The organism is Wolbachia endosymbiont of Nilaparvata lugens (assembly GCF_007115045.1).
Taxonomy (GTDB): Bacteria; Pseudomonadota; Alphaproteobacteria; order Rickettsiales; family Anaplasmataceae; genus Wolbachia.
The window spans coordinates 652964-671456 of the sequence record NZ_MUIY01000001.1 but is presented as its reverse complement, the minus strand read 5'-3'; the positions used below and the strand labels follow the sequence as shown (position 1 = coordinate 671456).

At 33.7% G+C, this 18493-nt stretch carries 21 protein-coding genes, 1 other RNA gene and 3 pseudogenes; 10 read left to right on the top strand and 15 right to left on the bottom strand.

Annotated elements, in window-relative coordinates; all coding sequences use genetic code 11:
* Positions 1-27: 27 nt before the first annotated feature.
* A complete protein-coding gene (locus BWZ41_RS07915) occupies positions 28-324 on the top strand; it encodes a hypothetical protein (protein ID WP_143689402.1) in 297 nt (98 codons plus the stop codon).
* Here the strand turns inward: BWZ41_RS07915 and BWZ41_RS03470 are convergent.
* The 3 genes and pseudogenes from BWZ41_RS03470 to BWZ41_RS07905 form a co-directional block, all read right to left on the bottom strand.
* Positions 319-1109: pseudogene (locus tag BWZ41_RS03470) on the bottom strand (IS5 family transposase). The gene BWZ41_RS07915 and the pseudogene BWZ41_RS03470 overlap by 6 nt on opposite strands.
* Positions 1110-1244: 135 nt before the next feature.
* Positions 1245-1658: a hypothetical protein gene (locus BWZ41_RS07910; RefSeq protein WP_241653890.1), complete on the bottom strand. Its 414-nt coding sequence runs from the start codon at positions 1656-1658 to the stop codon at positions 1245-1247.
* A gap of 30 nt (positions 1659-1688) precedes the next feature.
* Positions 1689-2003, bottom strand: a complete 315-nt coding sequence (locus tag BWZ41_RS07905) for a hypothetical protein (protein WP_241653889.1) — start codon at positions 2001-2003, stop codon at positions 1689-1691.
* Here BWZ41_RS07905 and BWZ41_RS07900 point away from each other — a divergent pair.
* From BWZ41_RS07900 to BWZ41_RS03455, 3 genes and pseudogenes are all read left to right on the top strand, one after another.
* Entirely contained in the window at positions 1996-2424 is a 429-nt protein-coding gene (locus BWZ41_RS07900; RefSeq protein WP_241653888.1) for a hypothetical protein, read from the top strand. The genes BWZ41_RS07905 and BWZ41_RS07900 overlap by 8 nt on opposite strands.
* Before the next feature lie 157 nt (positions 2425-2581).
* Positions 2582-2930, top strand: an RNA gene (rnpB, locus tag BWZ41_RS03460) — RNase P RNA component class A.
* Between the two features lie 33 nt (positions 2931-2963).
* Positions 2964-3158, top strand: a pseudogene (locus tag BWZ41_RS03455) (IS256 family transposase); the annotation flags it as partial.
* Positions 3159-3199: 41 nt separating this feature from the next.
* On the opposite strand, the gene BWZ41_RS03450 reads toward BWZ41_RS03455, so the two are convergent.
* Both BWZ41_RS03450 and BWZ41_RS03445 read right to left on the bottom strand, forming a co-directional pair.
* Positions 3200-4492, bottom strand: a complete 1293-nt coding sequence (locus BWZ41_RS03450) for an IS4 family transposase (RefSeq protein WP_143689401.1) — start codon at positions 4490-4492, stop codon at positions 3200-3202.
* A 451-nt stretch (positions 4493-4943) separates the two neighbouring features.
* Positions 4944-5714: a response regulator transcription factor gene (locus BWZ41_RS03445; RefSeq protein WP_143689400.1), complete on the bottom strand. Its 771-nt coding sequence runs from the start codon at positions 5712-5714 to the stop codon at positions 4944-4946.
* Between the two features lie 322 nt (positions 5715-6036).
* Here BWZ41_RS03445 and BWZ41_RS03440 point away from each other — a divergent pair, with 322 nt between their 5' ends.
* The 4 genes from BWZ41_RS03440 to BWZ41_RS03425 are packed head-to-tail and all read left to right on the top strand — an operon-like array spanning position 6037 to position 9469.
* Complete coding sequence (locus tag BWZ41_RS03440; protein WP_006014776.1) at positions 6037-7014, top strand: NAD(P)H-dependent glycerol-3-phosphate dehydrogenase; 978 nt, start codon at positions 6037-6039, stop codon at positions 7012-7014.
* A gap of 19 nt (positions 7015-7033) precedes the next feature.
* Entirely contained in the window at positions 7034-7516 is a 483-nt protein-coding gene (locus BWZ41_RS03435; protein WP_143689399.1) for a phosphatidylglycerophosphatase A family protein, read from the top strand.
* Positions 7506-8297, top strand: a complete 792-nt coding sequence (locus BWZ41_RS03430) for a GNAT family N-acetyltransferase (protein WP_143689398.1) — start codon at positions 7506-7508, stop codon at positions 8295-8297. Before BWZ41_RS03435 ends, BWZ41_RS03430 begins: the two co-directional genes overlap by 11 nt.
* Positions 8298-8332: 35 nt before the next feature.
* On the top strand, positions 8333-9469 hold the full coding sequence (locus BWZ41_RS03425; protein WP_143689397.1) for a hypothetical protein: 1137 nt from the start codon (positions 8333-8335) through the stop codon (positions 9467-9469).
* 3 nt (positions 9470-9472) lie between these two features.
* Here BWZ41_RS03425 and BWZ41_RS03420 read toward each other — a convergent pair whose 3' ends face one another.
* The 7 genes from BWZ41_RS03420 to BWZ41_RS03390 form a co-directional block, all read right to left on the bottom strand.
* On the bottom strand, positions 9473-10261 hold the full coding sequence (locus BWZ41_RS03420; protein WP_143689396.1) for a succinate dehydrogenase iron-sulfur subunit: 789 nt from the start codon (positions 10259-10261) through the stop codon (positions 9473-9475).
* 54 nt (positions 10262-10315) lie between these two features.
* Positions 10316-10774: an rRNA maturation RNase YbeY gene (gene ybeY / locus BWZ41_RS03415; protein WP_143689395.1), complete on the bottom strand. Its 459-nt coding sequence runs from the start codon at positions 10772-10774 to the stop codon at positions 10316-10318.
* Positions 10768-11166, bottom strand: a complete 399-nt coding sequence (locus BWZ41_RS03410) for an EVE domain-containing protein (RefSeq protein ID WP_143689394.1) — start codon at positions 11164-11166, stop codon at positions 10768-10770. The genes ybeY and BWZ41_RS03410 overlap by 7 nt, the downstream gene beginning before the upstream one ends.
* Complete coding sequence (gene ftsZ, locus BWZ41_RS03405) at positions 11166-12350, bottom strand: cell division protein FtsZ (RefSeq protein WP_143689393.1); 1185 nt, start codon at positions 12348-12350, stop codon at positions 11166-11168. Before ftsZ ends, BWZ41_RS03410 begins: the two co-directional genes overlap by 1 nt.
* Positions 12351-12587: 237 nt before the next feature.
* Entirely contained in the window at positions 12588-13076 is a 489-nt protein-coding gene (locus tag BWZ41_RS03400) for a hypothetical protein (RefSeq protein WP_143689392.1), read from the bottom strand.
* A gap of 77 nt (positions 13077-13153) precedes the next feature.
* Positions 13154-14611 carry a YifB family Mg chelatase-like AAA ATPase gene (locus BWZ41_RS03395; RefSeq protein ID WP_241653887.1) on the bottom strand — a complete coding sequence of 486 codons (1458 nt, stop codon included), beginning with the start codon at positions 14609-14611 and terminating at the stop codon, positions 13154-13156.
* Complete coding sequence (locus tag BWZ41_RS03390; protein WP_277750557.1) at positions 14541-15299, bottom strand: recombinase zinc ribbon domain-containing protein; 759 nt, start codon at positions 15297-15299, stop codon at positions 14541-14543. The genes BWZ41_RS03395 and BWZ41_RS03390 overlap by 71 nt, the downstream gene beginning before the upstream one ends.
* Before the next feature lie 98 nt (positions 15300-15397).
* Between BWZ41_RS03390 and BWZ41_RS03385 the strand changes: the two are divergent.
* A pseudogene (locus BWZ41_RS03385) lies at positions 15398-15499 on the top strand (IS5-like element ISWpi1 family transposase); the annotation flags it as partial.
* Here the strand turns inward: BWZ41_RS03385 and BWZ41_RS03380 are convergent.
* Genes BWZ41_RS03380 through BWZ41_RS03370 form a run of 3 tightly spaced genes read right to left on the bottom strand, consistent with a single transcriptional unit; the run spans position 15474 to position 17193 of the window.
* Positions 15474-15866 carry a helix-turn-helix domain-containing protein gene (locus tag BWZ41_RS03380; RefSeq protein WP_143689038.1) on the bottom strand — a complete coding sequence of 131 codons (393 nt, stop codon included), beginning with the start codon at positions 15864-15866 and terminating at the stop codon, positions 15474-15476. The pseudogene BWZ41_RS03385 and the gene BWZ41_RS03380 overlap by 26 nt on opposite strands.
* A gap of 22 nt (positions 15867-15888) precedes the next feature.
* On the bottom strand, positions 15889-16218 hold the full coding sequence (locus BWZ41_RS03375) for a helix-turn-helix domain-containing protein (RefSeq protein ID WP_007549995.1): 330 nt from the start codon (positions 16216-16218) through the stop codon (positions 15889-15891).
* Positions 16219-16269: 51 nt separating this feature from the next.
* Complete coding sequence (locus tag BWZ41_RS03370; protein WP_143689037.1) at positions 16270-17193, bottom strand: hypothetical protein; 924 nt, start codon at positions 17191-17193, stop codon at positions 16270-16272.
* Positions 17194-17391: 198 nt separating this feature from the next.
* On the opposite strand from BWZ41_RS03370, the gene BWZ41_RS03365 reads away from it, so the two are divergent.
* Positions 17392-18474: a hypothetical protein gene (locus BWZ41_RS03365; protein ID WP_143689036.1), complete on the top strand. Its 1083-nt coding sequence runs from the start codon at positions 17392-17394 to the stop codon at positions 18472-18474.
* Positions 18475-18493 lie beyond the last annotated feature (19 nt).

Here is an 18493-nt window from a genome sequence, read left to right as displayed (position 1 = left end):
TCAGACACGAATGAAAAATTTAACGTTTTGCGTGAAACAAACGGCATCATAGAAAGCAAATTATTCAAATTTGATAATCCAGGGCAATTAGTACTAGATGAAAATACGATGCTTTATGGACAGGTGAAAAAGATTACTAAAAATCAAGAAGTAAGAACAAATATTTTTAAGTTCGATATAGCCAAAGTGGTTGAGGATCTAAAAAGTGGAAAGAAAGATGAATGTTTGCTTAGTAAGAAAGGATGCCAATTAAATATAGTGTCATCTATTAACTCTAATCCAGGAAAAATAAACTTTTTACAGTATGTAAGAGCCTGTTCATAATCTTTTCAGAAGCAAAGCAGCGAAAGCAAGAACGACCATTTGCAGGCTAGTGTTGAGTTTCCGCTCGCAATTTTTCCACAATCGCCTACATTTTTGCAACCAAGCAAAAGATCTCTCAACAACCCATCTTTTCGGCAATACGACAAAGGTGTGTAATTCGTTTCGCTTTATTACTTCAACGGTAGCGCCAATAGTTGCTTTTATTTGTGTTGCAAAATTTTCTCCTGTGTAGCCAGCATCAACTAGTATATTTTTAACTTCAGATAGGTTTTCTTTAGCATTTTTAACCATTCTCACAGCGCTACTACGATCAGTTATTTCTGCCGTTGTTATATAAATTGCGTGGGGTAAACCTTGCGTATCTAACGCAATATGGCGTTTTATTCCTGAAACTTTTTGCCTGCATCATAGCCTTTTTCTTCAGCAGTATCTGCATTTTTTACGCTTTGTGCATCAATTATGCAGAAGCTGGTTTTTTCTTTCCGACCATTGTTTTGTCGGACCACGCCAACTATTTTTTTTTATACCAGCTCCAGAACACTTTCTTTATTTGCATCTGCTTTTTCACTCCACTTCTTAAAATAGTCGTAACAATTCCGCCATTTTGGAAACTCTTTTGGTAACATTCTCCACTGGCAGCCACTTTTTAAGACGTATAATACTCCACAAAATACATCATATAAATCAAGTGTTCTTGGCTTTGTTCTCTTCCTGCAAGACTCCAGATCTGCTACAATAATCTCAAACTTTTCTCGACTTATATCACTTGGATATAAATTTCGCATATCCTACTTTATATACTTTATCCTCTCATTCTATCCTTTTTTTGAGATCACGTACAGGTTCTAAGAAGAACTGGAGGCGATGATCAGGTTGCTTTTCTTGCAAAAAAACAATCTTCTAATACGCAAGAATTGCATTTAGTAATGCCTTGCTAAGAAAGGACCAAAATCAAATTTTACTGTTTGTGAATGTGAAGATCCTATAGAACAATTGTACGTTAAAGACAATGGCCAAGGAGGTTTTATCGTCACTTCGGTCAGTGGAGAGAGTATTATAACTTTTAATAGAGAGAGCTCTGGAAAATCTTCTGAAGCAATGATAATACCGACAAGCAGTATCAAAGCTCTCAGTGATTTTGTTAATATCATTAACGGCCAATTGATGCCTAGTATTATTTCCAGCAGTACTGTGGCTCCTATAACTGTTACAGAGACGGTTGTGACTTCTAAGAAAACGACGACTGCTGCAATTACTAGCACAACAGAAACCGACACTGTAAAGACTACCAAATTAACAACAGTAGCATCAACTATCATTGTACCAACTTCCACAATGAGTAAATCTTCAACAGAGTCAACAACTCAGGCAAGTACAGTAACAGTGGAGTCAACAACAGTAGCATCAACTACCACTGCACCTACTTCTACAACTAGTGTGCCTTCGGAAACTGAGACAAGTACTGTAAAATCTACAGCAGCGACTGTTGAGTCAACTTTTACAGCAAGCAGTACTACGATGAGTAAGCCTTTAACAGAATTAACAACTAAGATGAGTACGTCATCAGAACCAACAACAGTAGTTGAAACTATTGCGACTTCACAAGCAACTATGATTACTACAATGCCAACTAATGCGCCAACAACAAACTCAGAGAAAACTATACAAACAGTGTCCACTATATCAAGTACTGGAACAAAGGTAACAATTCCTCTGTTCACTACAACTTTACTTCCTCAAACTACTCCTTCACCACAGCCCACTCAGCTTGCTATAGAGTCTAATAGGGCAGGAATGATAGGTGGGTCTTTGGTTGGAGCGATAATAAGTATTGCTGGAATTATAGGATTCATAGCATACAAATATGTTAAGGGTCGTAATGCTGCTCCTGTGTTAGAACTAACTAATTTCAATGATAGAAGGCGATCATCTTCAAGTGGCAATAGCGATGAGGAAATTTTTATCGCTAATAACAGAATGAGACATATCTCTATGCGAACTATGGATCAATCTGAAACAGTGCTAAACAGTATATCGATGGAGAGTAGTAGTCGGTCAAGAAGTAGCTCATCGTCTTCAAGCGGTGGACCAGGGTCTTGACTGACTGAGCTAGAATCTAAAAGTGAAAAAAGCTTATCTTGGGATAGCGATGATGTACCGGAATATCACCTTTAGCTATTTGTCTGAATGTTTTCAGTATGTAGACTGTTAGGAAAATTTCTTTTGCTTTTGTGATTTTAATGTTAAAGTATAATTCCTAGGTGCAATAAGTAGCTGCTGTTGTGTGATAAACACAGCAGAGGAAAGTCCGAGCTCCAAGAAAAGGTAGTGACGGGTAACGCCCGCCGGAGGTAACTCCAGTTATAGGGCTACAGAAAATTACCGCCTAAATATTATTAGGCAAGGGTGAAAAGGTGTGGTAAGAGCACACCATAACAATGGCAACATTGGTAGTCAAGTAACCAACACTAGGAGCAAGATTAAATAGAAGTAGATTTTATGTTTTTCTCATATCTACTCGGGTAAATCGCACGAAGTAAATGGTAACATTTACTCCAGATAAATAGCTACATAAACAGAACTCGGCTTATATTTCACCTAGGCAATGAATGAATGTCAGCCATACTATGTAAATGTAGGGAGTGCATAGACAAATTAGGAAATTTACTAAAACTAAGGGCTCATTTACTAATACAAATGCCTTGTACAAACAGGTATATTGTGCTATAAAAAAGGTGGAGCAAAAGTGGACTACAGCTTTGCCTAATTGGGCATTAACTATGTCTCAGCTTGACATTTTCTTTCCCAACAGACTGAAAATTGAGTTGAACTAAAAATGCCGCTTGACACAGTTTATTTAACCATACGCGTCAAGTTAAGAGATTGTGATCAAATTTAGAGAAGTTAAGGTGGATACCCTAGTTTTTCTGTACTTGTCTTTTAATGAAAACTGCGACCAAGTTATGGTAAGCTTTTTGAGAAAAATATTTAAGCCTTTAATTTTATTATTTAGTGCTAAAAATAACTCTCTAATCCGTCTTTTTAGCTCAATAAATGCCTTTGTTAAGCTAAGCTCCGTATTTTTTTTCAGTTCTGTGCAACCAACTATTCCATGAAATATAAGAATTGCACACAATTTGGCATATAGCTCACATAATACTCTGTATGGCTTTCCTCTCAGCTTATCAAGCCTTATATTACTCTTATATAATTTGAACAATAATTCAATTTGCCATCTTATTCGGTAAACTACTAGTATTTGCTCAGCATTAATCTTACTTTTTGGAACATTAGTTATAAATATCGACCAATTTAGTAACTTTTGGTTCCTTTGAGAAGATGTGTATCCATGTGATCTTGCTAACCTATTAGCCTTTCTTCTTCTAGCCATAGCTTGTTCTTCAGTTAGTTTTTTAAATATAATTCTTACTTTAACCCTTGTCTCTTTTCCTAACAATACCTCCTGTTCTAGAAAAGATCGATCTCCCAAATGTTCTAGTAAATCTATTTTTTGACCTGTCTCTATATCATATATGTTAGTATCGGATTTATAACGACTTATGAAATAAGCTCCTATTTCATTGATTTGTTTAAAAGAACTTGGCACAAAATAACCCAAATCAGATATTAGTAAATCGTTGTTCGATATATTGCTTAAATGGCTTCTATAACCCTGATCTGACCTTATTCCTTCAGTTATATTAAGCTGGTCTAATGTCTGGTTTAGGTAGTAAAAAACTAATTGTAACTTTATTCCAGACTTAGTATTGCTTTCATAACCACTGTAGCTTGTGCCATATCCTTTATACATGTCTTTCATACTGTTAGGTAAGCTAATGTAGCTGCTGTCTAATAATTTAACACCTCCAAAGTGCTTCAAGATTCTGCAATCAACTTGTAAGGTATTTTTAAGTAACGTTAAAGATTCATTATACATTCTTTTCATAAATTCCACTGCTTCCTTGGTAAATCTAAAGTCCAGACCTTGTTTTGTTATATTTATCGAGTCTTCATTCAATAATTGACACACTGTCTCTATACTACAATTATCAACCCCTATATTACCCAAAACGATGGCTTTTATGAACCCTGTTGTAGCTGAGATTTTATCTGCTTTTTCATTAAAAAATTCTTTGAGCTTTTTTGAAATGCAAACTATTCTTTTCATTGTATAAGTTCTCCGTTTTCTTTGTTAGATTTAAGAGAACTTATATCTTTTTTTTCTCTTCCTTACACTAAGTTTATTACCACAGTTCCTTAACTTGACGCGTATGGTTTATTTAACACTCCCAATGTATCAAACATTTCACATACCCTGTACGCTCAATTTGACCACCTATATCCCTTTTACTTCTTGGCTTATCTCTTTTTGTATTTCCTTTTGAACTTAACAAAGCTTGAATTTTAACCGAGCTTTTCCTTTAACTCGTCATTCTCTATCTCTAAAACCTTACTTTCTTACCTATAACTTTTTAGCTCCGCTTCCAACTTTTCTATCTTTTGTTGCAAATCTTTGTAAAGTTCTAAAAGACTGACCATGTTACCTCACTTTTAGGATTAGTTTTTATCTTACTAAATCTACCTTTTCGCTTCTTCAATCAACAAGTAAATAAAGCATTTCATGCGCTGTCCTTCACTTGTTCTGCTTGATAGTCACTACTGCTTTCGCTTATATTAGCACTAGAGTATTCTTCATCGTCAACATACTCTTTTAGAACATATCCTCTACCCCAAACAGTTTCTATGTGGCTTATTCCATCATTTGCACTTTCAAGTTTTTTACGTAATTTACACATAAAAACATCAACTATTTTGTTATCTGAAGGTTCGTCCAAGCCATTGTAAAGATGGTTTAAAAACATTTCTTTTGTCAACACTGCTCCTTTACGCAATGCCAGCAATTCTATCATGGAATACTCTTTGTTAGTAAGGTGAACTGTTTTGCCTTTTACCTCAACAATCCTGTGATCAAAATTGATATTCATATTACCAATCTTTATCACTGATTCGGGATGACCTTTAGTACGTCGGACTATGGCCTTAATTCGAGCTAATAATTCGCTCTTATGAAATGGCTTGGTTAAGTAATCATCGGCACCATACCCAAGTCCTTTAGCTTTATGGTTGGCAGCGGAGATACACGAAAGTATTAAAACAGGAACTTTGATTTTTGCACTTCTTAATCTTAACAGTATATCATATCCATCAATATCACCAGGCAGATGTATATCTAGAATAACTAGATCGTAATAGTCTCCACCCGAGGAAACCATATTATTGTTATAATCTTGTGCAGAAGTAACAACGTCGCAAAAATGTCCATCAGAATTTAAGGCATTAACTACAGTCTTTGCACTTACTTGATCATCTTCAATTAATAATATACGCATATTTTACACCCCATAAATAATTTATAATTTTAGTAATATATATAACCAAGGAAAGTAACAAATCAAATTTTTATTAATGAATAATAGAAATTACACTTATTAATTAATAGTTAATGTATCGTTCCAAAATTATACAAATAGATCTAAAATATAATAGATATACTATAATAATACTATTTTTAGTAAATATTGAATAGAAGCTATTTTATTAAAAGAATACTTAGGTTAATAGATATTTAAACTATTTTATACTTTTATGTTATATTTTTAATTTACTTATTCTACAGTTTTAAATTATAAGTAATACTTTCAGGAATATTGAGTGGTAATATCAGTTTTAGGTGCTGGCGCATGGGGTACAGCAATTGCGATTTCATTAAGTAGTAAGAAAAATGTAATTTTGTGGACTCGCAATAAGGCCATGTTTGAATCAATTAAAGAGAAAAGAGAAAGTGACAAGCTACCTGATTGTCCAATTTCTGATAATGTATCAGTAAAATTAGCTATTGAAGATGCAGTTAATGCTTCAGTAATAATTCTAGCTGTTCCCACTCAGTCTCTAAGGGAGATATGTCATCAATTGAATGATTGTAACCTAAAAAAAAATGTAGCAATAATTTTGGCTTGTAAGGGAATAGAAAAATCTACATTAAAATTACCTAGTGAAGTAGTCAATGAAGTTTTACCTAATAATCCTCTTGCTGTTTTTTCTGGTCCTAGCTTTGCTATAGAAGTTGCAAGAAAATTACCATATTCGATGGTTCTTGCATGTCAAAATGAAGTATTAGGTTCAAAATTAGTATCAGAGCTACAGCAAGAAAATATTAAATTGTACCTTAGTAGCGATGTTATAGGAATACAGGTTTGTGCAGCGCTAAAGAATGTTTTTGCTATAGCATGTGGGGTTGTTCTAGGTAGGTTTGGGTTTAATGCTCATGCAGCATTAATTACGAAAAGTATGAGTGAAATTAAGGCTTTATACTCAGCAAAAGTTGGTGACGGCAATGTAGATATAAATACACTACTTGGACCAGCATGCTTAGGCGATTTGGTTGTGACATGCACATCATTAAATTCAAGAAATCTATCTTTTGGATCTAAAGTAGCTAATAGTAATGGTTCTAGTGCTCAGCAGATTTTATCAGAAGGTAAGTCGGTAATTGAAGGTTTTAACACTGCTAAGTCTGCATTTGATTTAGCAGAAAAGCTAAAGATAAAAATGCCCATATGTGAAGCGATCTATAGATTGCTATATGAAAATACTTCTGTAGAAGATACTATTTCTGTTCTTGTAAATTAGTTTTATATTTCGGTATATTGTGAAATTTTTATATAAATTAATATCAACATGGTGGCTATCTGGCACGGTAAAAAACATGCCAGGTACTATAGGCAGCTTGGCTGCTTACCCAATTGTTCCTATATTACTCAATGACAGAATTTTAGGTACAGCAATTATTTTTTTTTTATTCTTAATTGGATTATGGTCTACAGGCAATTATATACAACATTACAAAGCTCCGCATGATCCAAAAGAGGTAGTAATTGATGAAGTAGTTGGTCAATTGCTGACAGTACTTCTAGTTTCAATATTATTAGAACAAGAAATGAATAGCTCTGTATTGTTGGTGTGCTTTTTCTCCTTTAGGTTTTTTGATATAATAAAAGTGTGGCCTATAAATTTGATTGATAAAAATACAAAAGGTCCTTTAGGTATTATGCTAGATGATGTTGTAGCTGCAATTTTAGCCTTTGTTTTTATAGGAGCCTTTTATTGTTTATTGTTGGTTTATGCAGAATAAAAAAATTTGTTATTCAAGCTTAATTATTCAGAACCTAAAGGATTATATACTTTATGCAACGAATTTGTCCAAGTGGGAAATACATGACGAATTTGATAATGTTATATTTACAGTAAATGGTACCAGAGAATCGTTATTTAATTTTGTGTTTTGTGAAGATCAATGTACTGAGCTTTCCATATGCAGAACTCTAGATTATCTCAAAGCACGAAATATAGAAGCAACATGGATAATAAGTCCACGTATAAAAATAGGGGGTATTTTAGAAAAATGCGAAATAAAACACGTTAGCACACCAAAAAAAGTTTTACTAAATATAAAAGATTATTTTTTGCCTGATGATGCTGTTCCAAATTTGAAGTTCAATGTTGTAAATAGTAGTGAGCTCTTAGAGCAATTAGATTTACACACTTCTAAAATTTTTTATCATAGAATTAGTATTGTTAGCACATTTTTTCGCCAATTATCGAATTATGATGATAAGAGCTCAAGGTTAAGATTTTTTCTTGTAATGCTAAATAACGAAATTGTTGGAACATGCGGTCTTTATATTCAAGACAACATAGCTGGTTTTTATAGCGATGGAGTTTTGCCAATTTACAGGGGTCGTGGAATAGGAACTCAAATGGTTCTAGAAAGAATAAAGATAGCTAGGCAATTTGAATGCAAATATATAGTAGCACATTGCATGAAACCTTCTGTAAACCTTTATAAGAGATTAGGCTTTAGGGTATTGGACAATCTTCACTTATATACCTCTTCAGTACAATCTCTTTGCTGAGTAGTTACAAATTTTTATATTTGTTTTGGAATACTATGTTTTTTTTGTATGAAATAGTTTTACTACTAATTCTAGTATTCTTCTTTTTCTCATATTCTAAATTAAAAATTAGTAATAAGATTAAGGACTTACAACATCAAAATGTTATCATAAATAATTTAATAGATACTGTGAATGATGGATTTTATATTTGGGACGCAAAAAAACGTATAGAAAAATTTTCTCCCAATTTACTAATTTTGCTTAATACTGTTTTTTATTCATTTAATGAGTTTGTAAATTTTTTTGAGCAATCAGAAAGCTTAATTAAAAGTTTTGCTGAGGCAAAGGAAATAAATAAATCTTTTACTCTAGATTTAAAGTCAAAAGACAGTGAGGTTTATTGCACATGTTATGGTAGAAGCATAATAGATTATTCTAATAACGTGATTGGTGTGTTGTTATGGATAAGGAATATCTCAGATTATAAGATAAAAGCTAACGAACTTGAGTTAGAAAATAGTAAGCTTATGCGAGAAATGGAGAACTATAAAAAAATTTTTGACTCTTTACCATTTCCAATACTGAAGCACAATAAGAATAAAAAAGTAAGGTTTTATAACTTATTTTATGATAAATATATAGGCAGCTCTAAAAAATTTACTGTTGCGAGTGGCTCCTATAACGTAAAACCAGGAGAGTGTGTAATAACTTACAAGAACGAACCTAAGGTTTTTAATTTTGTTGAAGTTCCAATGCAAAATTCTAATAGCATAGTAATGTATGGAAAAGATATTAGTGATGAAAAAAAATTACATACTGAGCTAAGCAATTGTTTAGCTGCACAAGAAAGTTTGCTTGAGAAGCTATCAATTGCTGTAGCGATATATAGTAAGGATCAAAAGCTAAAATTTTATAATAACGCTTTTATAAAAACTTTTCAGTTTGATCCAAAATTTTTGGAGTCTTATCCAACTTATCACGAAATTATGCTTCACCTATTTGAATCTAAAAAGCTTTTAGGAAAAAATGATTTTCAAACTATTAATAATCAAAGACATGAGTTGTTCAAAAGATTACTGGAATCATATGGTGAAACAATACATTTCATGAACGGAAAAACGTTTAGAGTATTAACAATACCCTATGCTTCAGAGGGTCTACTATTTTCTTACGAAGAGTGCCAGAAATAACACTCAAATTCCTCCTCTCTCTACCATAAGCTGTTTTACTTTCGCTATCGCTTTTGCTGGGTTAAGACCTTTCGGGCAGGTTTTTGTACAATTCATTATTGTATGACAACGATACAACTTAAATGGGTCGTTTAAAGAAGCAAGTCTTTCTTCTTTCTTATTATCACGACTGTCAGCAATCCATCTATAAGCTTGCAGTAATATCGCTGGCCCTAAAAATTTATCATCATTCCACCAATAGCTTGGGCAACCAGTCGAACAGCAAGCACATAGTATACAATCAGACAGACCATCCAATTTTTTTCTATCTTCAGGAGATTGAAAGTATTCTTTATTTTGTAAGGCAGATTTATCTGTTTGTAACCAAGGTTTAATCGATTTGTATTGCTCATAAAATTGGCTTAGATCTGGAACTAGATCCTTTACTATATACATATGAGGTAGTGGATATATTTTTACTTCACCTTTTATATCATGTATAGATTTAGTGCATGCGAGAGTGTTGGTACCATCAATATTCATTGCACAAGATCCGCATATTCCTTCTCTGCAAGAGCGTCTAAAAGTTAAGGTTGAATCTATTTCATCCTTTATTTTTATTAATGCATCAAGTACCATAGGGCCACAATTATCCATATCGATAAAAAATGTGTCTATTCTTGGATTTTTATCATCATCAGCAGACCAACGATAAATTTGAAATCTTCTAATATTTTTTGCTCCAGTCGGAGTAGGATAAACCTTGCCCTTTTTATTAACTTTAGAATTTTTTGGTAAAGAAAACTGAACCATATTGCTTACCTTTTACAGCTAAAACCCCTTTTTTGTAAATAACATATTTTGGTATTATCTACCATACTTTTCCTTTTCAAATTCAAGCAAAGCTAAAATCTTGCTCTCTAAACTTTTCATTATAATTTCTTCATCTTCTTTTTGATGATCATAGCCAAGTAAATGCAGCAATCCATGAACTAACATGTGTGCAGTGTGAGTGAGGATAGATATACAGTACTCATGAGACTCTCTTTCTATTGTATCTACTGCAATTACTATGTCTCCTAGATCACATTCACTAGATAACTGTTCGCATGGAAATGATAGTACATTAGTTGGCTTATCTATTTCTCTAAACTTAAGATTAAGTTGATGTAGCAAGTTATCATCAGCGAGAGCTATTGATATATTTGGTTTATAATGATCTATTTTTAATTCTTTTAGAGAAGCATTAATAATATTTAATACAAAACTCTGTGGGTCTTTCGTAATACTATGCCACCTCTTATCAAGAATGCTCACTTCTAACATTCGCTCATCCTTATTATTTCATTCCACTCAGTCTCTAAAACCGAAGAAACTGATAAACGTGACTGTTTTAATATAACCATATTTTTCAAAAGTGGGTTTTGTTTTATACTGTTTAACGTCACCTGGTTACTTAAAGGTTTCAAAAGTTTTACATTCACTAATCCAAATTTGGAATTATAAACATGATAATACTCCTTTAATACTTCAACTATTCCAAGTATAACTTTCTCTTTACCTGTATGATAAAAAAATGCAAGATCGCCTAATTTCATAGCTCTCATGTAATTTTGAGCTTGATAATTGCATACACCATTCCACTGCGTCACCTGCTCCTTTTCCATTTTTTGCCACGAGTATTCACTTGGTTCCGACTTGAGTAGCCAAAATTGCATTATTTTTTTCTTCTTAGATAAGCTGGTATATCATAAACATTGCTGCCCCACTTAACTCTTTCGTTTGTTTGCTCAGTTGAAGCATATTCTTTTGTTTCTGATATAGGAACTTGATTATAAGGCCATTTAAAATTTTTTTCCTCTGCTGGGATCTTGTTTTGATTAACAGATGAATTGTCGTTACAGCTATCAATGCCAGTTGCAAGAACAGAAACTCTAACTCTTCCTTCCATCGCCTGATCAAAAGTGGCACCAAATATTATATTTGCATTTTCATCGACTTCTTCACGCACTCTATTGGCTGCAGCATCAACTTCAAATAGAGTCATATCTCCACCACCAGTAATATTAATTAATATTCCTTGTGCACCTTTCATTGATACATTATCAAGTAATGGATTAGATATCGCAGCCTCTGCAGCACTAATTGCCCTATCTTCTCCTTCTGCCTCTCCAGTACCAATCATTGCTTTACCCATCTCACTCATTACTGTTTCTATGTCAGCAAAATCAAGATTAATAAGTCCTGGCATGATCATCAAATCAGTTACTCCTCTTATGCCAATATGTAGAACATTATCGGCGAGTTGAAATGCATCAGCAAATGTAGTTTTCTCATTAGCAATTCTAAACAAGTTTTGATTGGGAATAACAATAAGTGTATCTACGTGCTTTTGCAACTCTTCAAGTCCAAGCTCTGCAATGCGCATACGTCGCACACCTTCAAAACCGAACGGCTTGGTTACAACTCCAACAGTCAGTATCTTTTTTTCTTTTGCTCCTTTATCTTTAACTGCAGCTCTTGCTTCTTTGGCTGCCTTTGCAATTACCGGTGCAGCACCTGTTCCAGTACCACCACCCATCCCTGCTGTGATAAAGAGCATATGGCTATCTTTTATATGCTCCATAATTTCATCAATTGATTCTTCTGCTGCACCTTTACCAACATCAGGCAAAGCACCAGCACCAAGTCCTTTAGTTAAGTTGATACCAAGTTGAATTTTTTTATCACACAATGACTTCTCTAACGCTTGAGCATCGGTATTTGCTACAACAAAATTTACTCCTTGTAAATTGGATTGAATCATGTTGTTCACAGCATTTCCACCAGCACCACCCACTCCCACAACGGTAATCCTTGGGTGCAATATGGGTAAATCTGGTAAACCAAGGTCGATTGACATTTAAATTACTCAAATATTAGTGAATTCACTTGATAACAAGTTACTGCTTTTTTAATAATATGCAAACATTTTTCGTTTTGATATATACAAATAGTGAACAAGATTTACTTATTCTTAACATTAAGAAATGTAATGATTATAGACTTTCAAACAACACTATTTAAAACTGCAAAAAAAACAGAAAGTACTTGTAAGTAAAAAAGGACAGACTTCTGTCCTTTTTGTTGAAAGCATAATTTATACAGAGCGAGTACCCACCCCCTCAGTCACTGCTTGAGTTTCATTAATCTTAGTTCCTGGTGATTGATTCTCGTCGTTTACTTTTGCTACTACTCCGTTAATATTGCTATTGAGGGCTTTTATTTCCTCTGATTTACCACTGTTTTTACATGCATACACAGTTGCAGTTATTAAAGCTGCCACTGCAGCAAGAACTACCAAACTAGCAACAAGTGGATGAGCAGTTGCAAATGTAGACATTGCAGTAATGGCAGGACTAACAAGTGCTGCAGCTTTTACTACAGATGCACCAACAAAGGTTGCATAAACTGGACTTAAAAAATAAGCAGCCGTAAGCGAAGCTACTGCTGCAATTGACACAAAAGTAGCAGCTGTTTTACGCGGATTTTCTTTTACAAGATCCCAACCTTGCACAGGAACTTCTTTAACTGCTGACCAAAGTCCTTCACTTTGATATTTATTTTTTATTGCTTCAAGTCTTGGCATAAATCTACTCCTAAAATATTAAAATTTCACTAATGGTAGTATATAGCAAGAAAAAGCTGCCCGTCAAGTAATTTAATTTATTTATACATTCTTATTCTGTAATTCAGCGCTTCTGCAATGTGTGCTCTTTTTATTTCTTCACTTTTCGCAAGATCTGCAATGGTTCTTGCGACTCTTAATACGCGTGTGTAGCCTCGATTAGAAATGTAATTTTCTTTTAGTACGTGTTTTAGTAATTCTAATCCTTCCTCGTCTGGCTTAGTTAATGCTTCACCGATTACTTCTGCATTGCAATAAATATTCAATTTACTATAACGCTCAGCTTGAATTTTTCTCGCTGATATCACTCTTTCTCTTATCGTCTTAGTACTTTCTCCTTCTGAACAAATTTCAGGAGAGAATATATTGACGTTTGGCATTTCAATGCATATGTCTATTCTATCAAGCAAAGGTCCTGATATTTTATTTCTATAATCTGTGCCGCATTTTGGAGCTTTGTTGCACGATCTACTTGCATCACCTAAGTAACCGCACCTGCAGGGATTCATTGCAGCTATAAGTTGAAAATTAGCTGGATAAGTAATGTGAGCATTTGCCCTTGCGATAGTGACTTTTCTATCTTCAAGTGGTTGGCGTAGAGAATCAAGCACAAGCCTTGGAAATTCAGGTAGCTCGTCAAGAAATAACACACCATTGTGAGCCATGGTAATTTCCCCAGGCTTTGCATTTTTTCCTCCTCCTATCATCGCTGACATCGAGCATGAGTGATGAGGTTCACGAAAGGGACGAGTTACTTTAAATGTTTCGTTACCGGCTTTTGTTATGCTAGAGATAATATTAACATCAATCATCTCTTGTTCAGTCAAATCGGGTAATAGCCCTATAAATCGCTTAGCAAGCATTGACTTTCCAGTACCAGGAGGTCCAACAAGAAGCATATTGTGTCCACCTGCTGCTGCAATTTCAGCTGCTCTTTTTGCAACAACTTGACCTTTAATATCCTTTATATCTGGAACTGAATTTTTTTCTTTGGGTGCAGCGCTATAGTTAAAAGTTACCGGCTGAATTAACTGCTCACCCTTAAAATGTCTGATAATATCGGTTAATTTCTCTATAGCTAGAATAGAAACATTCTTTACCCATGAAGCTTCTACTCCATTTCCCCTTGGGCAAATTACTCCTTTATTTGCCTGTTTTGCATTGATTGCTGTTGGAAGTACTCCTGAGATTGGTATGACTCTGCTGTCTAGTGCAAGCTCGCCCATAATTATATAAGACTGAACTTTTTCAACTGGTATCACATTCATTACAACAAGTAATCCAACAGCAATAGCTAAGTCATAATGACTACCTTCTTTAAGCAAATCCGCAGGGGAAAGATTAACTGTGATTCTTTTTGGAGGTAACAGAAGATTGATTGAATTTAACGCTGCTCTGATACGCTCTCTGGATTCTGCAACAGTTTTATCCGGCAGTCCAACAATATTGACTGCTAGTACAACATTGCATAATTCTATTATGGCTATTTTGATCAAAATTTGCAAGACTTTTTATGCGAAATACTATATACAAGTGATTGTGATTGATTTCAATTTGATGAATTAACATTCTAATAATATTTTGCTTAGTCTGCCAATCCACTTGATCAAGCTTTGATTCAACACTTGAGGAAAAGTTTTTCAAGCTATCTGTAACAAGGCTCAATTCTTGTTGTAGTTTTTTTTGATCAAGCGTTCTTTCTTTCTCTTCTTCAATTTCTTTCAAATGCTGTTTCATTGTTGTGATTCTTGGTTCAAATTCTTCTTGGCTTATAAACCCTTTAGCATAGCTATCAATAAATTTTTTGATACTTAATCTTAACTTACTTTCTTGCTTTTCACGTGTTTGATTATGTAAAGGCTTTTTGTTCTCTGACAATCTACGTTGATATTCATTTGCAATCCTATCTGGCTCTTTCAGGATACTCTTGACTTCTTCCCATATAACTCCATCTAATACATCAGTGCGTATTGATTTATTATCGCAGATTTTATTGCCATTAAATTTGCTAGAGTTTGTACCAGAGCAACGATAGTAATAATATGTCGACTTTTTATGAACGTGGTTTGTACCACAATAAGTATATTGACAACGTTGACATACCATTAAACCTTGCAATAAATATGTTTCTCTTCTTTGCCGTACTCTTGCTCTTTGTCTATTTTCAGCTAATTGTGTTTGCACTGAATCAAATAAATTTTCATTGATTATTTTTGGTACTGGAATATAAGTCCAGTTCTCTTTATCACTATTAAAGCGACCACTTTTAAGTTTACCACAANAATAGAAGACTATCAAAGGAGTACGATTTACTTACAACATCTACTGAAAGTTTCATATATCTGCCTATGAGTAGGGTTATGTTAAGTAGGGAATATGCTTGAATTTAATTGTTTGTGGACAACCTCTAATCACTAAATGGACAATGTCACACAATGTTTCATCCTTAATTTTCCTATATTCCCTCACTAGCCTTGATATTTCTTCGCTGCCCACATCACTACGGAAGGCCTTATCATGTAAGTCTTCAGAGGATTTGGTAAAAAAATACGACATATCAACCGATAGTACTTCTGCTAATTTATATAACCTATCAACTACAAGCCTAATCTCTCCGCTTTCATATCCTTGTACATGCTGAAATGAAATTTCAAGCTTTTTTCCTAACTCTCTTTGACTAAAACCACACATTAGCCTTCTTTTCCTTATTCTTTCCCCTATTTGTTTATCGATAGGATGTTGTATAGTCATTTTACGTATCAGGTAATATTAACTATGTATTATCACTTTGAGAAAAAGATTTTACCAATATATAAACTGCACTACGTAACCTTTTGCTCTTAATTTCGTTATATCCTTTGACTAACTTTAGTATTTCTTCATCATAAGCTTCATGTGAGTCAGTGTGCATATCAGTAAAAAAGTTAGCAACATCTATCGATAGTGCTTTTGCTAAATCATATAATCTACTGGCCAAAACACAATTTGAACCATTTTCGTACTTTTGTATCTGTCTATACGAAACACCTATTCTCTTTCCCAATTCGGTCTGTGTCAAAGCACGATCTAACCTAAGTTGTTTTATTTTTTTACCTAATTGCACTTTTCACCTCTTATTCAAACTTACAACAAATTTTATGAAGTGGAAAAAAAGCTAGCAAAGTAATTGCTTTAATAATTTCTGCCTCTCGCTAATTAAATCGTTTGGCCTTACGTATTTTTTCTCAATTTCCCTCATCTCTTTTTCTCGTTCTGCAATGCTATTTCGTATTACTTCAGCCGAGTATCTGCTTTTGCCACTTGCAAACTCTGATCTTAATCTTCTAACCTTGTATTCGAGCTCAGCAAATCTTTCGTGTTGCTCAAGAAGTTCTATCATATGACTAATTTCAGAGTTTAGCTTTTTTTCCTCAACATTTCTTACAATAAAAGAAAGTAGAAGCTTATCTATTTGGTAATCAATATTTGGTTGAGCAGCAAATAGATCAATTATGGCTTTTACGTCAGTAGGATTTGTAACTAGTAAGTTAAAATTACTACATAAAAAACTATAGAACTTTATCGTCTTCTCAAGATAATTTTTCATATCTTGTGATAATTGCAATTCTTTGTGAATTCCTGACAGCAATATTTTCAATTCTTCCAAGTATTTCGTGTCAAAATTACTTACTTCTGTAGGTGAAAGGATCATTAGCAGCTTTTTTACAAGCTCAACATCATTTAACTTTACTGCATTATAAAGAGCTTTTTCTTTATCTTCTTTTAAATCATAAAGCTCTGATGAGTTATCTATGCTGAATAGATATTCAGTATTTCCTTGAGGAGAGTAGATTAAAATGTCCACTTCTCTTAGCGGGTGATCATCATTAAACTTTTCTAGTAACTGCTTATCGGTAGTTTCCTCTATTGCTACAACTGCTTTGCTTACCTCTTTCAACTTTGCAATATCATCTCTTGAGTTTTCAAGTATATCTTTAGCCTTGTCTAGCAGCTGCTCATATAGAATTATTTTTTCTTCATTATCAAGTAGCTGACAATGCTTTTTCAGCTTTTCAGTAGAGTAAGATAGGATATCCATTTTTTTCAATTTTACGATTACGATACCCCATTTTTGTTGAAACTGAAATAATTTTTATAGGATGTGTTTTTCTAGTGTAGATGCCCGCAAAACTTGTTATTATAATATACAGTAAATCAATAAGTCGTATAATATTAACAATTAAATAATATTTATCACGATATGATCGAATAGTAATGAAATTAAGTGAGGGTTACAATGAAAAAAATAAATGGTAAAAAATTGTCTAGTAAAATGTTAAAAGCGGTAGAGCGAATAGCAAAAGAAGGGTTATTACCTAATTTTATAAAAGCTGCTCCAACAGCAAATAAAAAGATTAGTAAATTACCTGTCTTAACATATCCTGAGGAGCTCAATCCATTTCGATCAGCTTTATGCAAGATAAGGCTAAGTGAATATGAAAATGTGAAATTAAATGAATTCTTGGAAAAAGCTATTGCAGCTGAAAATCTAGACAAATTAAGTAAAATTGTCGATGAAGCTTTGGATTTAGGAATAAGAGTAAACGCTCGCAACGAAGATGGCATTAGCTTCGCTAATGTTACAATGTTTAAGATGCATCGTGATGAATTCAAAGGAAATAAACAAGAGGATATAATCAGGAAGTTAGCCTTAAATGGAGCAGATTTTAATGTACAAGTTGATAAGAAAATAACTGAAATTCATCAAAAGGTGCAAAAAGAAGTTGAGCCACAAATATATAGTAGGCTCAAAAAACTCAGGGAAGTTGGAGAGAACGCTACTATAGAAGGAACTGTTGAAAATGTAGAAATCGATAATAAGACCTTCTATATGGAATTTTCACATAGCTGCATAGTTGATGTTGCAAAAGTTGTAGAAGGCGCAAAAAACTTGGGCCTGAGCAAGGGAGATTTAAATCTCGGTGGCAATATCATAAAAATAGGTGATGGTGAAGTTGAGGTCAAAACCGGGAAGGACGGTAAAAGAAATTACGTAGATATATCCGATAACAGCGCTTTTACAGTAACACTTTGCACTAGCCTAGGAGAGCTAAATTTAATGGTATATCACGATACAGAAGACTATCATCAAGTACAAATTGAGGTAGAAGATGAAGAAATGTGGAATGAGTTGCAAAAAATAGGAGAAATCATAGGACAAGGTTGTTTATTTGGTGGAATGTCTGTTAAAGAAGTAGTGGAAAAAGGCAGCTTTACTAGATGTGGAAGGTGGGGAGACCAAAATTCTAAAAGTAGTGAGACCTTTTCTTGGGTGAATAAATTAAAAGACAACAAAACGACATCCGTAGGGCGTTCTTGATCGGAGGCTATGTTTTTAC

What these genes read in the sequence shown, in the direction of transcription:
- BWZ41_RS03450 (WP_143689401.1), bottom strand. Translation starts at nt 4,492, where the DNA reads ATGAAAAGAATAGTTTGCATTTCAAAAAAGCTCAAAGAATTTTTTAAT.
- BWZ41_RS03445 (WP_143689400.1), bottom strand. Translation starts at nt 5,714, where the DNA reads ATGCGTATATTATTAATTGAAGATGATCAAGTAAGTGCAAAGACTGTA.
- BWZ41_RS03430 (WP_143689398.1), top strand. Translation starts at nt 7,506, where the DNA reads ATGCAGAATAAAAAAATTTGTTATTCAAGCTTAATTATTCAGAACCTA.
- BWZ41_RS03425 (WP_143689397.1), top strand. Translation starts at nt 8,333, where the DNA reads ATGTTTTTTTTGTATGAAATAGTTTTACTACTAATTCTAGTATTCTTC.
- BWZ41_RS03420 (WP_143689396.1), bottom strand. Translation starts at nt 10,261, where the DNA reads ATGGTTCAGTTTTCTTTACCAAAAAATTCTAAAGTTAATAAAAAGGGC.
- ybeY (WP_143689395.1), bottom strand. Translation starts at nt 10,774, where the DNA reads ATGTTAGAAGTGAGCATTCTTGATAAGAGGTGGCATAGTATTACGAAA.
- BWZ41_RS03410 (WP_143689394.1), bottom strand. Translation starts at nt 11,166, where the DNA reads ATGCAATTTTGGCTACTCAAGTCGGAACCAAGTGAATACTCGTGGCAA.
- ftsZ (WP_143689393.1), bottom strand. Translation starts at nt 12,350, where the DNA reads ATGTCAATCGACCTTGGTTTACCAGATTTACCCATATTGCACCCAAGG.
- BWZ41_RS03400 (WP_143689392.1), bottom strand. Translation starts at nt 13,076, where the DNA reads ATGCCAAGACTTGAAGCAATAAAAAATAAATATCAAAGTGAAGGACTT.
- BWZ41_RS03380 (WP_143689038.1), bottom strand. Translation starts at nt 15,866, where the DNA reads ATGACTATACAACATCCTATCGATAAACAAATAGGGGAAAGAATAAGG.
- BWZ41_RS03370 (WP_143689037.1), bottom strand. Translation starts at nt 17,193, where the DNA reads ATGGATATCCTATCTTACTCTACTGAAAAGCTGAAAAAGCATTGTCAG.
- BWZ41_RS03365 (WP_143689036.1), top strand. Translation starts at nt 17,392, where the DNA reads ATGAAAAAAATAAATGGTAAAAAATTGTCTAGTAAAATGTTAAAAGCG.